This window comes from Mesorhizobium sp. NZP2077 (genome assembly GCF_013170805.1).
In the GTDB taxonomy this organism is placed as follows: Bacteria; Pseudomonadota; Alphaproteobacteria; order Rhizobiales; family Rhizobiaceae; genus Mesorhizobium.
In genome coordinates this window covers 1,715,236-1,732,425 of sequence record NZ_CP051293.1, presented here as the reverse complement: position 1 = coordinate 1,732,425, position 17,190 = coordinate 1,715,236, and the positions used below count along the sequence as shown (strand labels likewise).

At 63.0% G+C, this 17,190-nt stretch carries 17 protein-coding genes and 1 pseudogene; 7 read left to right on the top strand and 11 right to left on the bottom strand.

From position 1 onward, the window contains the following. Window positions 1–25 precede the first annotated feature (25 nt). A complete protein-coding gene (locus tag HGP13_RS08570) occupies window positions 26–373 on the top strand; it encodes a GFA family protein (protein ID WP_172223912.1) in 348 nt (115 codons plus the stop codon). An 11-nt stretch (window positions 374–384) separates the two neighbouring features. Here the strand turns inward: HGP13_RS08570 and HGP13_RS08565 are convergent, their stop codons facing one another. Continuing rightward, window positions 385–1,293, bottom strand: coding sequence for an SDR family oxidoreductase (locus HGP13_RS08565; RefSeq protein ID WP_172223909.1), 909 nt, complete (start codon window positions 1,291–1,293; stop codon window positions 385–387). Window positions 1,294–1,390: 97 nt separating this feature from the next. On the opposite strand from HGP13_RS08565, the gene HGP13_RS08560 reads away from it, so the two are divergent. Next, window positions 1,391–1,951: a TetR/AcrR family transcriptional regulator gene (locus HGP13_RS08560; protein ID WP_172223906.1), complete on the top strand. Its 561-nt coding sequence runs from the start codon at window positions 1,391–1,393 to the stop codon at window positions 1,949–1,951. Window positions 1,952–1,966: 15 nt separating this feature from the next. Here HGP13_RS08560 and HGP13_RS08555 read toward each other — a convergent pair whose 3' ends face one another. Next, on the bottom strand, window positions 1,967–3,181 hold the full coding sequence (locus HGP13_RS08555; RefSeq protein WP_172223904.1) for an MFS transporter: 1,215 nt from the start codon (window positions 3,179–3,181) through the stop codon (window positions 1,967–1,969). Window positions 3,182–3,364: 183 nt separating this feature from the next. Between HGP13_RS08555 and HGP13_RS08550 the strand changes: the two genes are divergently transcribed. Further along, window positions 3,365–4,336 (top strand): AraC family transcriptional regulator, encoded by a 972-nt coding sequence (locus tag HGP13_RS08550; RefSeq protein WP_172223901.1) that lies wholly within the window; start codon window positions 3,365–3,367, stop codon window positions 4,334–4,336. A 114-nt stretch (window positions 4,337–4,450) separates the two neighbouring features. After that, window positions 4,451–4,882: a DUF4437 domain-containing protein gene (locus tag HGP13_RS08545; protein WP_172223896.1), complete on the top strand. Its 432-nt coding sequence runs from the start codon at window positions 4,451–4,453 to the stop codon at window positions 4,880–4,882. A gap of 13 nt (window positions 4,883–4,895) precedes the next feature. Here the strand turns inward: HGP13_RS08545 and HGP13_RS08540 are convergent. The 8 genes and pseudogenes from HGP13_RS08540 to HGP13_RS08505 all read right to left on the bottom strand — a co-directional run. Next, window positions 4,896–5,648: pseudogene (locus tag HGP13_RS08540) on the bottom strand (ABC transporter ATP-binding protein); the annotation flags it as partial. A 116-nt stretch (window positions 5,649–5,764) separates the two neighbouring features. Next, entirely contained in the window at window positions 5,765–6,205 is a 441-nt protein-coding gene (locus HGP13_RS08535) for a hypothetical protein (RefSeq protein ID WP_172223890.1), read from the bottom strand. Then, window positions 6,202–7,290, bottom strand: coding sequence for an ABC transporter ATP-binding protein (locus tag HGP13_RS08530; protein ID WP_172223887.1), 1,089 nt, complete (start codon window positions 7,288–7,290; stop codon window positions 6,202–6,204). Before HGP13_RS08530 ends, HGP13_RS08535 begins: the two co-directional genes overlap by 4 nt. Before the next feature lies 1 nt (window position 7,291). Further along, window positions 7,292–8,230: a carbohydrate ABC transporter permease gene (locus HGP13_RS08525; protein WP_020629045.1), complete on the bottom strand. Its 939-nt coding sequence runs from the start codon at window positions 8,228–8,230 to the stop codon at window positions 7,292–7,294. A gap of 3 nt (window positions 8,231–8,233) precedes the next feature. Continuing rightward, entirely contained in the window at window positions 8,234–9,295 is a 1,062-nt protein-coding gene (locus tag HGP13_RS08520) for a sugar ABC transporter permease (protein WP_172223885.1), read from the bottom strand. Between the two features lie 80 nt (window positions 9,296–9,375). Next, window positions 9,376–10,809 carry an ABC transporter substrate-binding protein gene (locus HGP13_RS08515; RefSeq protein ID WP_172223881.1) on the bottom strand — a complete coding sequence of 478 codons (1,434 nt, stop codon included), beginning with the start codon at window positions 10,807–10,809 and terminating at the stop codon, window positions 9,376–9,378. 46 nt (window positions 10,810–10,855) lie between these two features. Then, window positions 10,856–11,968: an ABC transporter ATP-binding protein gene (locus HGP13_RS08510; RefSeq protein ID WP_172223877.1), complete on the bottom strand. Its 1,113-nt coding sequence runs from the start codon at window positions 11,966–11,968 to the stop codon at window positions 10,856–10,858. 438 nt (window positions 11,969–12,406) lie between these two features. Continuing rightward, window positions 12,407–13,054, bottom strand: a complete 648-nt coding sequence (locus HGP13_RS08505) for a TetR/AcrR family transcriptional regulator (protein WP_172234644.1) — start codon at window positions 13,052–13,054, stop codon at window positions 12,407–12,409. A gap of 113 nt (window positions 13,055–13,167) precedes the next feature. Between HGP13_RS08505 and HGP13_RS08500 the strand changes: the two genes are divergently transcribed. Genes HGP13_RS08500 through HGP13_RS08490 form a run of 3 tightly spaced genes read left to right on the top strand, consistent with a single transcriptional unit; the run spans window position 13,168 to window position 15,651 of the window. Beyond that, entirely contained in the window at window positions 13,168–14,364 is a 1,197-nt protein-coding gene (locus tag HGP13_RS08500) for a Tm-1-like ATP-binding domain-containing protein (protein WP_172223874.1), read from the top strand. Window positions 14,365–14,375: 11 nt separating this feature from the next. After that, a complete protein-coding gene (locus HGP13_RS08495) occupies window positions 14,376–15,230 on the top strand; it encodes a phosphoenolpyruvate hydrolase family protein (protein ID WP_172223872.1) in 855 nt (284 codons plus the stop codon). A gap of 4 nt (window positions 15,231–15,234) precedes the next feature. Beyond that, window positions 15,235–15,651 carry a cupin domain-containing protein gene (locus HGP13_RS08490; protein WP_172223869.1) on the top strand — a complete coding sequence of 139 codons (417 nt, stop codon included), beginning with the start codon at window positions 15,235–15,237 and terminating at the stop codon, window positions 15,649–15,651. A gap of 348 nt (window positions 15,652–15,999) precedes the next feature. Here HGP13_RS08490 and HGP13_RS08485 read toward each other — a convergent pair whose 3' ends face one another. After that, window positions 16,000–17,190: a Xaa-Pro peptidase family protein gene (locus tag HGP13_RS08485; protein ID WP_172223865.1), complete on the bottom strand. Its 1,191-nt coding sequence runs from the start codon at window positions 17,188–17,190 to the stop codon at window positions 16,000–16,002.

The window sequence follows — 17,190 nt, the reverse complement described above, 5'->3', positions numbered from 1 at the left end:
ACCTGCCAGCGATAGGAAGATACTGATGCTGTACAAAGGCAGCTGTCATTGCGGCAAGGTCGCCTTCGAATTCAAGGCGGAGCTGACCGGCGCCATCCGGTGCAGCTGTTCGATCTGTTGGCGCAAGGGCGCTTTGCTGAGTGCCATCCCGCACGGGAGCCTGACGGTCCTGGCCTGGGGCGACGACCTGGGCACCTACGCCTTCGGCAATCACGCGATGGCGCACCGCTTCTGCCGCACTTGCGGCATCCACCCTTTCGCGGAGGATGTCCGTGAAGGCGGTGAACGCAACGCCTACATCAACCTCAACTGCGTCGCCGATCTCGACCCGTCCACCCTGTCGATCTTCGACTTCGACGGGCGCTCGGCTTGAGCGGTTCCAGGTCACCGGTAACCCGTTGGGTCAGCAGGCTTGCCGGCATCCTGGACTTCCGGCACATAGCGCCAGGCATCGGGCCGCGAACCGTCGAGGTCGGTGAAACCATAGACCTGCGCCAACCCACCGCTGGATAGCGACTGTCCGTTCCAGCGCGCGCGGTTTGGATCCGCCGCCAAGGCGGTAACGGCGCGCCCAACGAAGCGCGGCGTCTCGGAAATGACGAAATGCGGCACAGTGGCGGTTGCATCGCGCCAGTTCTCCTCACGCACCCCAAAGGCCTCCAGCATCATTTCTGACCGCAGCCAGCCGGGCGTCAACGAGACTGACGTGGCGCCATGTTTCGCAAGGTCCTTGGCGTGCGCCCAGGCCATGCGGTTCACCGCAACCTTGGCCAGGTCGTAGAAGGGCGACAGCCGGTAGTGGTCAGCATTGTATTCGGCCGTGCCGTCGGTGACTTCGACCAGCACCCCGCCCGCCCGCTCGATCATGAGGGGCAGCGCATGATGGGCGGTGATCAAATGCGTGTCGATGGCCAGCCGCAGCATGCGCAAGCCGTTTTCCAGATTGTGCTCCCAGACGGGCTTGTCCCATTCGAACAGTTTTTCGCCGCCCCAGATGTCGTTGACGAGTATGTCGAGCTGACCCTGTTCAGTGCGGATGCGTTCGACCAGACTTCGTACATCGTCGGCAACCAGATGATCGACCTGTACGGCAATGCCCTTGCCTCCGTTCGCGGAGACCAGTTCCGCCGTTTCCTCAATGGTTTCGGGTCGGGCATATTCTGATTTTTGGCTGCGTGTCGTGCGCCCGGTGACATAGACGGTGGCGCCGGCAGCTCCTAGCTCGACAGCGATACCGCGCCCGGCGCCACGCGTGGCGCCGGCGACCAATGCGACTTTTCCTTGCAACGTCATTGAACTCTCCCGAAAACGGCACGATCAATCAAACTGAGCTGGCTTCCGCCGCTCTTGTCATATATAAATGATCATTCGGTTATATTGAGATGTCAAGATGACAAGGCCAAAAACCCAGTCGGACGAACAGGTGCTGGAGGCAGCGCTTCGGCTGATCCATGGGCATGGTCCGGAGGCGCTCACTTTCGATCGGCTGGCAAAGGCTTGCGGCCTTTCCGGCGCAACTCTGGTGCAGCGTTTTGGAAACAAGGCGCGGTTGAAACAACGCACCCTTCTGCATGCCTGGGATGATCTCGACGACAAGACCAGGACACTGGGCGCCACCATCGCCAGGACACCGGCTGGCGCGATCGAGCTGCTGGTCGCGCTATCGCAAGGCTATGGCGGCATCGAATCCTATGCCGAAGGCCTACTTGTCCTGCGCGAGGATCTGCGTGATCCCGTGCTCCGGGCGCGGGGGGCGGCCTGGAGGGCATCCCTATCCGAAATCCTTGCGGATTGCTTTGCGGAGATGTCCGGCCCGCCACAGGACGTCGGCCTGCTGATGGCCTCACATTGGCAGGGCTCGCTCTTGTGGTGGAGCTTCGATCCGACGATCGATGTGACGGCCTATGTCGAGGACAGTCTCAACCGCTTCGTCGCCGCCATCGCTGGATAAGTCAGAGATGGGAGACTACTCGGCCTGCTTCGGGCCGCGCAGGAACACCACGATGGCCGCCAGCAGGGTTGCCGCGCCGCAATAGGCGAAGGCGCTGGCGACGCCGGCATGATCGACCAGCAGGCCGCCGAAGACGGCGCCCAGCGCAATCGCCACCTGGAAGGTCGCTACCATCAAGCCGCCGGCGCTTTCGGCCTGGTCGGGCGCCGCCCGCACCAGCCAGCTCTGCAGCCCGACCGGCACCGCGCCGAAGGCAAAGCCCCAGGCGGCAACGGCAGCCGCAGCGACCGTCGGCGAGGCGCCGAAGACCCGCATGGAGGCAGCCGCCAAGGCGATCAGCAGGGGGGCCAGCGCAACCGCGGCCTTGAGGTTGCGTTCGGCCAGGATGCCGCCGACGATGTTGCCGAGGAAGCCGCCTGTGCCGTAGGCGAGGAGCACCAGCGAGATCGTCTCGATGTCGAGCACCGGCACCTTCTCAAGGAAGGGGCGGACATAGGTGAAGCCGGCAAAGTGCCCGGACGCAACCAGCAGCACGACCAGAAGGGCCACTCGGATCGACGGCCGCTCGAGCACCTCAAGCAAGGTGCGGAAGCTCGCGACACCCACAGGCGGCAGCTTCGGAATGGCCGCTACCTGCACCAGCAATGCCAGCGCAGCGACGACTGTCGCGATCATGAAGGCCGTGCGCCAGCCCCAGATGTCGCCGACATAGGCGCCGACAGGGGCGGCGGTGACCGTGGCCAGCGAAACGCCGGTCAGGATGATCGACATGGCGCGCGGCATCAGCCGCATCGGCACCAGCCGCAGCGCCATGGCCGCCGACATCGCCCAGAAGCCGCCCAGCGCCACGCCGAGCACGACGCGGGCCAGCAGAAGCATGGGCAGCGACGAGGCAAAGGTGGCCACAAGATTGGACAGGATGAGGAACGATGTCAGCATCCACATCACCAGCCTGCGGTCCATGCGCCTGGTGATGATCGCCATGGTCGGTGCGGCGATCGCAGCGACCATGGCGGTTGCCGTCACCGCTTGTCCGGCAACGCCTTCACTCACCCCAAGATCGCGCGCCATTGGCGTCAGCAGGCTGGCGGGCAGGAATTCGGCCGTGACCAGCCCGAACACCCCAAGCGCCAGTGATACAACGGCACCCCATGCCGGCTCGGTTCGTTCATCGATGTCTGCGGGGTTCAGAAGTGCGGCGTCGATGACATCAGTCGCGGGTTCGGCCATGGTCAGTCTCCGATCTGTTTGCGGCGCCGCATAGGCAATGGCCTATTGGGGCTTCCACCCGTTCCATGCCTTGCCTTCACGGCTTGGCTATATGGTCGGTCTTGGCTTGGTTGCGGCGCAACATTTGGCTGCACTGCAACATAGGGAGTGACAGCCTGGAGTTTCCATGTTAAAAACACCGAAATGAACTACAATTCGTCCAAAGCTGCTTTGCCCGCGTCTGGTGACCCGCTGACCGACATGCTGCGCGGCTTGCGCCTCGACGGCGTCGACTATGGCCGCTGCGTGCTTGGCGAGCCCTGGGCCGTTTCCTTTCCCGCGCAGAAAGCGGCACGGTTCCATTTCATCGGGCAACAAAGCTGCTGGCTGTTCTCACCGTCGAAGGAGTGGATCGAGCTGTCGGTTGGCGACGCGCTGCTGATCCCGCGCGGCGACGAGCATATTCTGGCCAGCGCGCCAGGGGTGCCGCCCATTCCGATCGGCCGCTACTCAATCGAACCGGTATGCGAGAACATCTACGACGTCTCGAACGGCTGCGATGGCTGCAAGACGTTGTTGTTCTGCGGCAGCATGCATTTCAACCTCGACGGCTCGCACCCCCTGCTCGACATGATGCCCAGTCTGATGCAGGCGCATAAGTTGATGACCAACGCACCGGGCATCCAGCATTTGCTCGATGCCATGGCCGGCGAAGTGACGATGGACCGGGTCGGCTCCGGCGGCATTCTGGCGCGCCTTGCCGACGTGCTCGCCGCCACCATCATCCGCTCCTGGGTGGAGAAAGGCTGTGGCGATGCCTCCGGCTGGATTGCCGCCGTCCGCAATCCCGATGTCGGCAAGGTGCTCGCCGCCATTCATCTGCAGCCCGACCGCGACTGGACGGTCGAGGCGCTGGCCAGGATGATGGGCGCTTCGCGCTCCGCCTTCGCCCAACGCTTTGCCAGCGTCGTCGGCGAAACGCCGGCGAAATACGTGCTGCGCGTGCGCATGCACCAGGCACGGCAATGGCTTACCCGCGACGGTTTGAGGGTGTCAGTGGCGGCGGCGAAACTAGGTTACGATTCGGAAGCCTCCTTCAGCCGCGCCTTCAAGCGGGTGATGGGCGTGGCGCCGAGCCACCTGCGGAACACCGGTGACGGCCACACCCACACCTGAGATGAGGATTCGGTACGAATCCCTCTCCGGACTGGAGAAATTGCCAAATCTTTTGGACGGCATGTCATTGCACGCCGACCGTACCGTCATAGTCTGGCAGGCGGAGGAACCGCCATGCCCAATCGTTCTGGATTTCTAGTGCTCGCCACTCTGTGCGTCTTTCCCGCTCGCGCCTTTGCTCTCGAGGACAGCTATCTGCCGGCTGACAAGACTCCTTACGTCGCTGAAGCACCGGACCAGCCGCAACGCCTTGGGCCACTATGGGGAGAAAGGGCCAAGGGCCCGGCGGGAACGTTGCTGAAAGTTCCCGGCAACTGGCGCGCACCGGTTCACGCGCACACCGCCGACTATCGCGCCGTGGTCATAAAGGGGTTGTGGGCGCATTGGCAGATGACAGGTGGCGAATCGACCAAGGTCGAACTGCCTCCGGGATCCTACTGGACCCAGAAGGCCAATGAGATGCATGACGACGCTTGCCTGTCCGACACGGAGTGCGTGATCCTGTTGATCAACGACACGCCTTACGAAACCTACCTACCGAAATAAGGCAGGGTGCGGCTTATGACGCCTGCCGCAAGCTGACGCCGCTGCCCTTGTCGAACAGCACCACCTTGTCCGGGTTCCAGGCAAAGCGCACCGGCTGCTCGATGGCGACATCGGTCCTGGCCGGCACCGTGGCGCGCAGCATCGTGTCGCCGACACGCAGCGTCAGGATCTTTTCCACGCCATGGTTCTCGACATCGTGGACGCGCGCTTCGACCGGCGCGCCGCTTTCCAGATAGACATCCTCCGGACGGATGCCGAAGACGAGCGGCCGACCGTCGGTCGCCGCACCCGTCTTTAGCGCCCCAAAAGTCTTGGCTCCCCCTGAAAAGGGCAGCTCGAAATTCATCGGCGCCATCACCGCGCGGCCGTTCACCAGTCTGCCGTCGATGAGGTTCATCGGCGGTGAGCCGACGCGCGGACTGTTGTAGATCTCGTGCGGCGTGCCGGTCTGGACGATGCGGCCATGGTTCAAGACACCGACCTTGTCGCCCATCGACATCGCCTCGATCTGGTCGTGCGTGACGAACAGGAAGGTGGCGCCGAGCTGTATCTGCAGGTTCTTGAGCTCCGTGCGCAGCGCCTCGCGCAGCTTGGCGTCTAGCGCCGACAGCGGCTCGTCCATCAGGAACACGCGCGGCTTGGGCACGATGGCGCGGCCGATCGAGACACGCTGCATCTCGCCGCCGGACAGACGATCGGTCTTGCGATCGAGCAGATGTTCGATCCGCAGCGTTTTGGCGGCGCGGTCGACACGATCCTTGATCTCGGCGTCGGGTCCTCCGGTCAAGCCGGCGGATGACGGCGCGAGAGTTGAGAGGGCGACGCACACCGACCGTCGCGGACCGGCGCGAGCGCGACCTGCCGGATAGCGTCAGCTGCTGATCATCGCGCTGTCTTGTTGAGAGCGGTGACGACCAGCGCGAGAATCACCGCCGCGGCGGCGATTTCCCACACGAAAGCCTGCTTGTAGAAAGGCGGCGTGGCGAGCTGCGCCTTGCCGGCGAGAGTGTTGGGGTCCGGTGGATTGAGGAAGAAGACGCCGTAGAGATGCGCCGCCGTGATCGAAACCAGCAGCGCAATGCAGAAGACCAGCGCCACGACCAGCGCTGCGGTCACCACACTGCGCACCTTGACGCCCGGCTGGGCCAACGGCAGCAGGTTGTTGATGAGTCCGGCAAGCACCACGAGAGCGCTGCCGACCGCGTACAGGCCGATGGAAAAGGGTTGGAAGATCAGCACCAGCGCCATGACGCCGAGGCCAATGATGAAGACCTCGAGGCAGAACGCGCCGGCGCGGCTCATGCCGGAAGAACTGTCGCTCATGACCGCACCGCCTTTCCGGCGCCATCGAAGACATGGGTTTGCCTGGGATCGGGGCGTAGATTCAGCGCCTCGCCGACCTTGACCCGCTGGCTTCTCGTCACCACGACGCGGATGTCGGCGCCTGCCGCCGTGCGGGCATGAATAAGGGTTTCGGCGCCCATGGGCTCGATGAGCTCGGCCCGGGCGGAGATGGTGCCACGGTCCCCCGTATCGGTCGCGGTGAAGGCGCGGGGGCGGATACCGATCGTCACCTTGCCGGGCTGCAGTCGCGCGACCGCCGCGTCCGTGCGGATCGCCAGACTAATGCCGGCCACGGTCATGTCCGCCGTGCCATCGGCGAAGGTCTTGAGGTCGGCCTCGAGAAGATTCATCTGCGGCGTGCCGATGAAGCTCGCCACGAAAGCATTGGCGGGCTTGGCAAATACCTCGTGCGGTGAGCCGACTTGCTCGATCAGGCCGTCCTTCATGATGGCGATGCGGTTGGCCATGGTGAGCGCTTCGAGCTGGTCATGGGTCACGATCACGGTCGCTTTGGAGAGGCCCTGCAGCACTTCCTTGATCTGGCCACGCATGGTCTGGCGCAGTTCGACATCGAGACGCGACAAGGGCTCGTCGAAGAGGAAGCAATTGGGGTCGCGGACGATGGCGCGGGCCATGGCGGCGCGCTGCTTTTCGCCCTCGGATATCTGGTTCGGCAGTCGGTCGAGAACGTGCTCCAAGTGGAGGATCGCGGCGACGCGGTTGACGCGGGCAGTCCGCTCAGCCCCGGAAATGCCGTCATGATAGAGCGGGAAGGCGATGTTCTCGGCGACCGATGCCGACGGGTAGAGCGCGTAGAACTGGAACACCATGGCGATGTCGCGCTTTTCGGGCGGCAGGTTGTTCATCACCTTGCCGGCGACGACGACCTCGCCGTCAGTGACGCTTTCCAGCCCGGCGATGACGCGCAAGGTCGTTGTCTTGCCACAGCCGGACGGGCCGAGAAGGCAGACGACCTCACCGGCGGCCACCGACAGGTCAACGTCCTTGACCGCGGTGAAGGAGCCGAAGCGCTTGGTGACTTTGCGGAGTTCGATGGTTGACATCTCAGCGCTTCACTGTGCCGAAGGTAACGCCGCGCAACAGATGGTTTTGCAAGAAGAAGGTGACCAGGAAGACTGGGACGAGGAACAGGGTTTCGATGGCGGCAAGCAAAGTCCAGTCGGTGCCGCGTCCACCCGACGACACGGCCTGGTTCATGGCGACCGGGACCGTCCTCGTGTCGGGCCCCGAGAGCAACAGGGCGAAGAGGAACTCGTTCCAGGTGAGGATCAGGCCGAACACGAACGTGGCGGCGAGCCCGGCAATGACCTGGGGCAGGCAAATCTTGAAGAACACCCGCATTCCGGACGATCCGTCGATGCGGGCGGCATCCTCGACGTCTGGCGACAATTCATCGAAGAAGCTCTTCATCATCCAGATGGTGAAGGCCAGGTTGAAGGCGGTGTAGAGCATGATGATGCCGAGATACGAGCCCGACAGGCCCACTACGCGGAACATCAGGATCACCGGAATGATCACCACAATCGCCGGCAGCATGCGCGTCGTCAGGATGATGAACAGGTAGGTGTCATTGCCTTTCAGCGGATAGCGCGAGAAGCCGAAGGCCGCCAGGGTGCCGATGACCAGCGCCAGCAGCACCGACGCCGAGGCGATGAAGATCGAGTTGAAGAAATAACGGTCGAATCCTGTCGCTTCCGGGGCACCGTCCGGCGTCATCGAGCGGGAAAAGACGGACCCAAAATTTTCGAGCGTGGGCTTGAACACAAAATGGTCCGGAATCAAGCCGAACAGCGACGTGGGCGACAGCGTCGGAGGCACCAGGAGCGCGTCGCCCTGCGGTTTGAAGGCTGTGAATATGATGAACAGCACCGGCAGAAAATAGATAAAGGCGACGACGGCCACGGCGAGCGTCCGCCCCCAGCCGGCCTCGTCTACTCCGCTGGCCCGGCGGAAGCCGAGCTTTCCCAATATCGATTCGGCCACGGGTTAGGCTCCCTGCGTACGGCGGTTTGCGAGGTACAGGTAGAGGTTGGTGAGAACGATCACCATGAACAGCATCAGATAGGAGATCGCCGCGCCCTCACTCGTCTTGTTCTGCTCGTTGGCGATGCGGATCAAGTGATAGGAGATCGTCAGTGTGTCGTTGCCGCCCTTGGTGAGGAGGATGACGAGGTCCGCCAGCTTGAATGCCTCGATGGTGCGGAAGAGAAGGGCCAACATCAGGAGGCCGCGGATGTAGGGGAAGGTGATCATCCAGAATTGCCGCCAGCTGGAAATACGGTCGATGGCAGCGGCCTCGTAAAGGTATTTCGGCACCGAGACGAGGCCCGCCAGCACAAGGAGCATGACGAAGGGCGACCACATCCATGCGTCGGCGAAAACGATTCCCGCCACGGCACCGACTTTGTTGCTCATCAGGATGAACTGGTTGCCGGAGATGGAATTGATGACGTAGCTGAGAATCCCGAATGTCGGATCATAGTAGTAGGTGAAGAACACGCCAGAGGCGACAACCGAAAGCATCATCGGTGTCAGCACCAGGATCAACAAATACTTGCGCAGCGGAAATTGCTTGGCGAACAGGATGGCCAGCAGAAAGCCGACGATCATCTGCGCGGAGACGGTGAACACGACGAACATGGCGGTATTGATCAGCGCGCCCCAAGTCGCGTGAGCAGCGAGATCGTTGGTAAGGATCCGGACGTAGTTCCCGAGTCCGACGAAGCGGATCGTCTGCTGGTTTGCCTGGTAGGCGAAGAACGAAAGGCCCAGCGACCACAGCAGGGGGAAGATATTCATCACAAACAGAACGGCGATTGCGGGAGCGACCAGCAAGGCGCCGAAGTAGTGGCGGCGATACGCGTTGACGGTAAATGCGGCCGCGACCAACGCCACCGTGGCGCCCACCACCCAGAAGGAGACAGCCGCCGGCAAGCCCGCGATTGATATGGCCGACACGACGACAGCGACAGCGATGGCGAGTTTCCAGTTGTGGGCAACAACCGCGGTAAGGCGTGGTGTCGGCAGCGTGCTTGAAACAGCGGTCATGGGAGTCCGAAATATGGAGCGCCTGACGTGGCAATGACGGGGAGCGGCTTTTGCCCGCTCCCCGCAGCTATGTCGGAAGGTTACTGGATAAGGCCATCGTTCTTCAGGAGGTCCTCCTGGAACTTGGCGATGTTATCCAGGGTGGTCTTAGCGTCCTGCTTGCCAGTGATGGCTAGGTCGTACTGGTCCTGCTGCTGGGTGAGCAGTTCGAAGAACTGCGGCACGTGCCACATGTCCTTCTGCCAGTCGAGCGAATTCGCCCAGGCGCGGTCCCACGGACGATAGGTCACATACTTCGGATCGCTGTAGACCGACTTGATCGCGGACTGGCCGCCGGCGGCGGCGAACTGGTTCTGGATATCAGGCGAGAGCCACCACTTCACGAAGCCCACCGCTTCCTTGATTTGCTCAGGCGTCGTCCAGGTGGTGAGAACGAAAGGCTGTCCGCCGATCTGTGACGTACGATTCACCTTGCCGTCGGGGCCGCGCAGGCCTGGCGCCAATCCGAACACCAGCTTGTCGGCAACCTTCGACGTCTTGGGATCCAGCGAGGCTTCGGCGAGACCGATCCAGTCGATGTTCATGGCCACCTTGCCTTCACGGAACAACTGGTCCGAGACGAAGATGTCCATGGTGCCGGTCTTGACCACCGGCGGCATGAACTTCAGCAATTTGAGGAAATGCTCCATGCCCTCGATGGACTTCGGGGAGTTTACGACGCCTTCGGCATGTCCGGTCGGGGCCTTGGTTTCATCCCAGATGCCGCCGCCATGCTCCCAGACGAACGTGTGGACCGAGCTCGTCGAGAAGTCGTAGCCTTTGCCTGCCTGATAGGCGATGCCGTAGAAATCGTCATCCAGCACCTGGCCGGCGAGCTTGTCGCCCTTCTTGCGCTGGAAGAATTCGCCAACATGCTCGAACGTGTTCCAGTCCATGGCGTCGATTTCTTCGCCGGTGCAGGGCAGCTTCTCATTATACTTCGCCTTGAAGGCGGCCTGCTCGTCGTCGTTGCAGAGCACGTCCTTGCGGCCGTAGGTGACCAGCACGTCCGGGAACTGCGGGAAGCCGTAGTAGTTCGGCGTGCTGTTGGGATAGGTCGAGTAGGCGTTGAGCACGGCGGGATGCATCGACTCCATCGTCGCCTTGAGTTCCGGGTCGGCATCGATGAGATCGTTGATCTTGCGGAAGTAGCCGCCTTCGACGAAGGCGCCCAGCCACTGCGAGTCCGACACGATGAAGTTGTACTTCTTTTCGCCCGAGGTCAACGAGGCGTTGACGCGGGTGTAGAAATCCGGCCACGGAATGAAGTCGACATCGAGCTTCACGGTATTGCCAGACTTGGGCTTGTACTGCTCGTCGAAGAACTTCTTCATAATGCGGGTCGGGGGCCAATCCGGCACCGCCATCGTCAACGTCACTTCTTCGGCAGAGGCATAGGTCACGCCTCCCACCAGTAGCGTAGCAGCGAAGCTTGCGGCTGTCGCTAGCCCTTTCATCTTGGTCATCGCCGTCATTCGCGTTTCCTCCCTTGGTTAACCGGATTGCTTCTCGCCGTTCGCGTCAGGTCATTGCCTGGCCGCTCGCGGCGCGGAAGACGTGGATTTTCCTGTTATCGATGGCGATCGATGCCGAATCGCCGGTCCTGATGCTGGCGGCGATCGCTTCCGGCAGCACCATGCGCAACATCTCGCCGCCAGCCTCGACCGAGACGATCGTGATGTCGCCGAGCGGTTCGACCAGATGCACCTTCGAGGCAACCCCGGCTTCGCCCTTGGCGGCGAGCCGAATGTCGCTCGGGCGAATGCCGATCAGCGCGGCCTCGCCGGCATCGGCAGTCTTTGGCGCCGTCGCCGGAACCAGAGTCCCGAGCGGCGTGTCGAAAGACCTGGTGTCGGCGCGCACCGAGGCCGTGAACAGATTCATGTGCGGCGAGCCGATCTTGCTGGCGACATAGGTATGGATCGGCTGCTCGTAAAGCTCGTCCGGCGTGCCGATCTGGACGATGCCGCCATCGCGCATGACGGCGATCACCTCGCCCATTGAGAGAGCCTCGAGCTCGTCGGGCGTGGCATAGATCACGGTCATGCCGAACTGGCGGTGCAGCCGCTTCAACTCGGCGCGCGTCTCGTGCCGAAGCTTGGCGTCGAGATTGGTGAGCGGCTCATCGAGGAGAAGAATCTTTGGCCGGCGGATCAGGGAGCGGCCGAGCGCGACGCGCTGCTGCTCTCCGCCGGACAGGGTTGCCGGCTTGGCCTTCAGGCGGTGTGTCAGCTTCAGGATCTCGGCGGTCTCTTTCACCCGCTTGTCGATCTCGGCGCGCGCGGCTTTCTCCTCGCGCAGCGGATAGGCGAGATTGTCATAGACCGTGAGGTGGGGGTAAAGCGCGAAAGACTGGAAGACCATCGAGATGCCGCGGCCGGCGATCGGCGCATGGGTCATGTCGCGGCCGCCGATCTCAAGCGTGCCGGAGTCGGCCTGGACGAGGCCGGCGATAGTGCGCAGCGTCGTCGTCTTGCCAACCGAGCTCGGCCCGAAGAGTACGAAGAAGCGGCCTTCGTCGACGGCGAAGCTCAGGTCGTTGATGGCGCGCACGGATCCATAGGCCTTGCTGAGCCCATCGAGGCGCAGCGCAATCCCCTTGCCGGCACTGGCGCGAGGCGACGTCTGCGTCACGATGCGCCACCTCGTGCGGACGGAACACGCGCCATCCGTATGATCCTCCTCGCCCTGCCGAAATAGACCGCGGCTGTCATTCCCGATCCGCCTTTTCTTTCCTAATCTGGTATTACCAATTTAAGATGCCCGTCAAGCGCTTTCTTGAAATTCGCCGTCACCAAAATAAGCTGAAAACGTCCGCTATATGTTCGTATTTCCTTCATTTTTGGCAGTTCTCCGCCTTCATCCCGTTCGCAAAACGCCAATCCCCAAAATTACTGAAATCGCCGACCTTCAAATCTGGTCGAACCAGATTCGCTCCGAGCTACCGCGGCGACCGCCCCGGATTGCCCTCGACGACCCCCCAATCGGTCCGCATCGGGAGAAGTCTCATATCCTGCATCCGCCTTCGTCCAGCCCTCCTCCATGCCCAACTCACGCCGCCACCACCCCTGGTCAAGATGGCGTCCGGAGTCGCGCCTGCCGCACCAGCGCTGCGGCCGCCCACTGGCCGACGGCCAGGGTCTTGCCGCTGTCCAGGCCCCAGATGTCCTTCAGCACAATCAGCAGTTCGACGCCGAAAATCAGCGACAGCGCCTGCGCCAGGCGCTCGAATTCGCGCGGCGGCAGCTCGCCCCTCAGTGGCGCAAGCGCATCCTCCAGCAGGTCCATGCGATGGCCACGGGTGAAGGGTGGCTCGCCGCCCAGCGTGCCTGCCTGCCCGCGCGCCCATTGGTCCAGCGACAATTTCAGCGCTGCCTTGAACGTTGCCTCGAAGGCCTCGATGCGCGGCATCGCGCTGTCTATCAACTCCGCCACGCGGCGTTCGGCATCGGACGAATCGGATCGCCACTCGAGTATCGGGCCTAGCCCCTCATCGACCACCGCCTGCACCAGAGCTGCTTGGCTTGGGAAATAGCGATAGGCGGTGGCGCGCGACACTTCCGCCGCCTCCGCGACTTCGCTGACCGAGGGCGTGACGCCCGCCTGCATCAGCCTTGTTGCCGTCTTCAGAATCAGCCGCCTCGTGCGGGCACGGGGACCGCGTTCGGCAGCCTCTTTGGCGTCGTCGTTCACGGCGGCTTGTTGACGTGAGACATCCATGTCAATACGATACGTGCGTCTCAAAAAAATGCAATGGCCTTCGCTTGCCGAAGGATCAAGCAAAAGAGCGGCAGGCGGTCCAGCGCCGGTCAGCCGATGACGGGAGAAACGCGATGAAGCGCATCTACGTGGTGGGCACGGCCGACACCAAGGGCGAGGAACTTGCCTTCCTAGCCGATGCGATTGCCGCCACCGGCAATTCGATTGCCCGCGTCGACATCGGAACGCGCGGCGCCACCGTGCCCGTTGATATTCCGGCCCGCGAGGTCGCGGCACATCATCCAGGTGGTGCCGGCGGCGTGCTCGACATAGATGACCGCGGCACGGCGGTGGCTGGCATGGGCGTGGCCTTCACCAGCTTCATCCAGTCGCGCGACGACATATCCGGCGTGATCGGTATTGGCGGCGGCGGTGGCACATCGATCATCACATCGGGCATGCGCGCGCTGCCGCTCGGCCTGCCCAAAATCATGGTCTCGACGCTCGCCTCCGGCGACACCGCTCCCTATGTCGACGTCTCCGACATCATCATGATGCCGTCGGTGACCGACATGGCCGGGCTGAACCGTCTCTCCCGTGTCGTCCTGCACAATGCCGCCCAGGCGATAGCAGGCATGGCGGCAAGGCCGGCGCCGCCGCCCGACGGCAAGCCTTCGATCGGGCTGACCATGTTCGGCGTCACCACGCCTTGTGTGACCGCCATTGCCGACCAGCTTCGCTCGACCTACGACTGCATGGTCTTCCACGCCACCGGCACTGGCGGCCGCAGCATGGAGAAACTGGCCGACAGCGGCCTGCTGTCCGGCGTCATCGATATCACCACGACCGAGGTCTGCGACCTGCTGTTCGGTGGTGTGCTGCCGGCAACGGAGGATCGCTTCGGCGCGATTGCCCGCAGCAAGCTGCCCTATGTCGGGTCGGTCGGCGCGCTCGACATGGTGAATTTCTGGGCGCCCTCGACCATTCCGGAACAGTATCGAGGAAGACTGTTCTACGAACACAATCCCAACGTCACATTGATGCGCATGACAGCGCAGGAATGCCGAGCGATCGGCGAATGGATCGGTGCCAGGCTCGCCCTCTGCGACGGGCCGGTGCATTTCCTCATTCCGGAAAAGGGCGTCTCGGCACTCGATGTCGAGGGCGGCGCTTTCTTCGATCCGCAGGCTGACGCCGTCCTATTCGAAGCCATCGAGCATACCATCAAGCCGAATGCCAACCGCCGCGTCACCCGCCTGCCGCTGCACATCAACGACCCCAAATTCGCCAGGGCCGCGGTCGCGGCTTTTCTCGACATCGCCAGACACTGAGGTCCAAAAACATGCCCGCAATACCGCGCAAGGACATACTGAAGAAGTTCAGGGGAATGATCGACAAGGGCGTGCCGATCGTCGGCGGTGGCGCCGGCACCGGCCTGTCGGCCAAGGCCGAAGAGGCCGGCGGCATCGACCTGATCATCATTTACAATTCCGGCCGCTATCGCATGGCCGGGCGCGGCTCGGCCGCCGGCCTGCTCGCCTATGGCAATGCCAACGAGATCGTCAAGGAAATGGCCTATGAGGTGCTGCCGGTGGTCAGACACACGCCCGTGCTGGCCGGCGTCAACGGCACAGACCCCTTCGTCATCATGCCGCTGCTGCTGGCCGAGCTGAAGACGATGGGCTTTTCCGGCGTGCAGAACTTTCCCACCATCGGCCTGTTCGACGGCACCATGCGGCAGAGTTTCGAAGAAACCGGCATGGGCTTCGGGCTCGAGGTCGACATGATCGCCGAGGCGCACAAGCTCGATCTGTTGACCACGCCCTATGTCTTCAATCCCGACGAAGCCCGCGCCATGACAAAAGCTGGCGCCGACATCGTCGTCGCCCATATGGGCGTGACCACGGGCGGCTCGATCGGCGCCACCTCGGCCAAGTCGCTCGACGACTGCGTGGTCGAGATCGATGCCGTCGCCAATGCCGCCCGCTCGGTGCGCAAGGACGTCATATTGCTTTGCCATGGCGGCCCGATCTCGATGCCGAACGACGCCCGCTACATCCTCGACCGCTGCAAGGGCCTGCATGGCTTCTACGGCGCGAGCTCCATGGAGCGGCTGCCGGCGGAAGCGGCGATCGCCAGGCAGACAGCCGATTTCAAGGCCGTCACGCTGCACGACCAGAAGAAAAAGAAGGGATGAGCAAATGACCGACAAGAGCAAGGTGTTCGTCTATCCGAAGGACGTTAGCGCCTTCGGCTTCGACTGGGGCAAGCTGTCGCTGACGGTGGCTCCGGAAGTGAACGGCGCCACGCGCTTTTCCGGCGGCGTTGTCGACCTGCCTTCGGGGAAGGGCCACACCCGCCACAACCATCCGGGTGCGGAGGAAATCATCTTCGTCATCTCGGGCCATGGCGAACAGATGGTCGAGGACGAGCAAGGCAATCCTGTGGTGGCGAAGGTCGGTCCCGGCTGCACCATCTATGTGCCGGAAAGCCGGTTTCATTCGACGCTGAATACGGGCGACGGGCCGATGCAGCTGTTTGTTGTCTACTCGCCCGCTGGACCGGAACTGGGGTTGCGGGAGCTGCCGGATTTCAGGTTATTGCCGGCAGGGAAGTGACTTCTCCTTCCCATGCCCTCAATTGCGGGGAGGCCCCCTCATCCGACCGCTTCGCGGCCACCGCCCTCCAGGGGTTCGTGCCGGCCCTCCTCTCCCCTCGGGGAGAGGTCGGATTGCCCCGAATTGCCCTGCGCACAAAGGGTGGCCAACCCGGGGGGGGGGGCGCCCCCCACCATAACCCCGTGGGCGCCCCCCCCCCCGGGCCCCCCCCGCCCGCGCCGGCCCCCCCGCCCCCCGGGGGGGCGGCCCGCCCCCCCCCCCCCCGGGGTGTGGGGGGTCTCCCCCCCCACCCCCCCTCCCAATTTCGTCGGCAACGGGGGGGGGGGGGGCAGCACCCTTCAATACCGGCTAGGCAGCACCACCCCTGTTCCATCCCCTGCCCCGATCACCGAACATCACATAACCAGCATCCGTCACCGCCAGCGTATCCTCCAGCTTGATGAAGCCTCGCGTCGGGTGAAGCATCGTCGTTTCCACCGACAGCACCATGTTCTTTTCCAGCGGTTTGGCCGCATAGGTGCCTTCATAGGTCACCGGATGGTTCGTCATCAGGAACGGCGCCTCATGCGTGATCAGGCCCATGCCGTGGGCGAAGAAATCCGTATAGGGCGCCACCTTTGATTTCTTCAACACGCCCTCAGCGTGCGAAATCATGTCTCCGCCCAGCGTACCGGCTTTCACCTTTGAGAACGCCGCCTGCTGCACGATCTCGACCTCGGCCAGCAGATCCTCGAGCTCGGCATCCGGTTCGCCCAAAATGCCCATCCGGCAGAGGTCGCCGATGTATCCGTGGTAATTGCCGCCGGAATCGATCGACAGCACCTCGCCCTTCTTCCATGCCTGCGGTGAAGCGGCGCGGTTGTGGCTGGAGCCCAGCGTCAGCAGGCAATATTCGAAATGCGCGCCGCGATTGGTCTCCTCGCGCCTGATCTGCTCGATCATCTCGGCCTTGGTCGTGCCTTCGCGCGCCCAGGCAATGGTTGCCAGCATGGAATCGGTGATCAGTTCGGAGGCCGTGCGCAGCTTCTCCAATTCCGCATCGGTCTTGATGGCGCGCATGCGTTCCAGCATATCGGTTGCATCGATCAGCTTGGCGTCCGGCAATGCCTTGCGGATCAGCGTGTAGGCATCCGACGGCAGGAAGCCTGGTTCGATGCCGATGCGCGCGCCGGCCTTGCCGGTCTTCTGCAGATGCTCGACAGCAAGGTTCGCGGCATCGAGCGTGCCCCAGCAGGCGGCGTGCAGCGTCGGCGTCCAGAACGGGTTGTTCTGATGCTCGCCGCCTTCCATGCGGTTGCCGATATAGGCGGCGTGGTCCGGCCCGCCTTTTTCGTAGACGACGATCGGCAGGTAACGGCTGTGGCCGATCGCATCCATGGCGGCGAAGAAGATGAATTTGTAGCCGCCCAGCAGATATTGCGTGTTGTGCTTGGAGGTGGCGAGCAGCACATCGATGCCGGCCTCCTCCATCAGCCGGTCGACCCTCGCCTCGTCGAACGGAATAGTGCTGACGGTGCTCTTGCCCGGCGCAATGTTCAT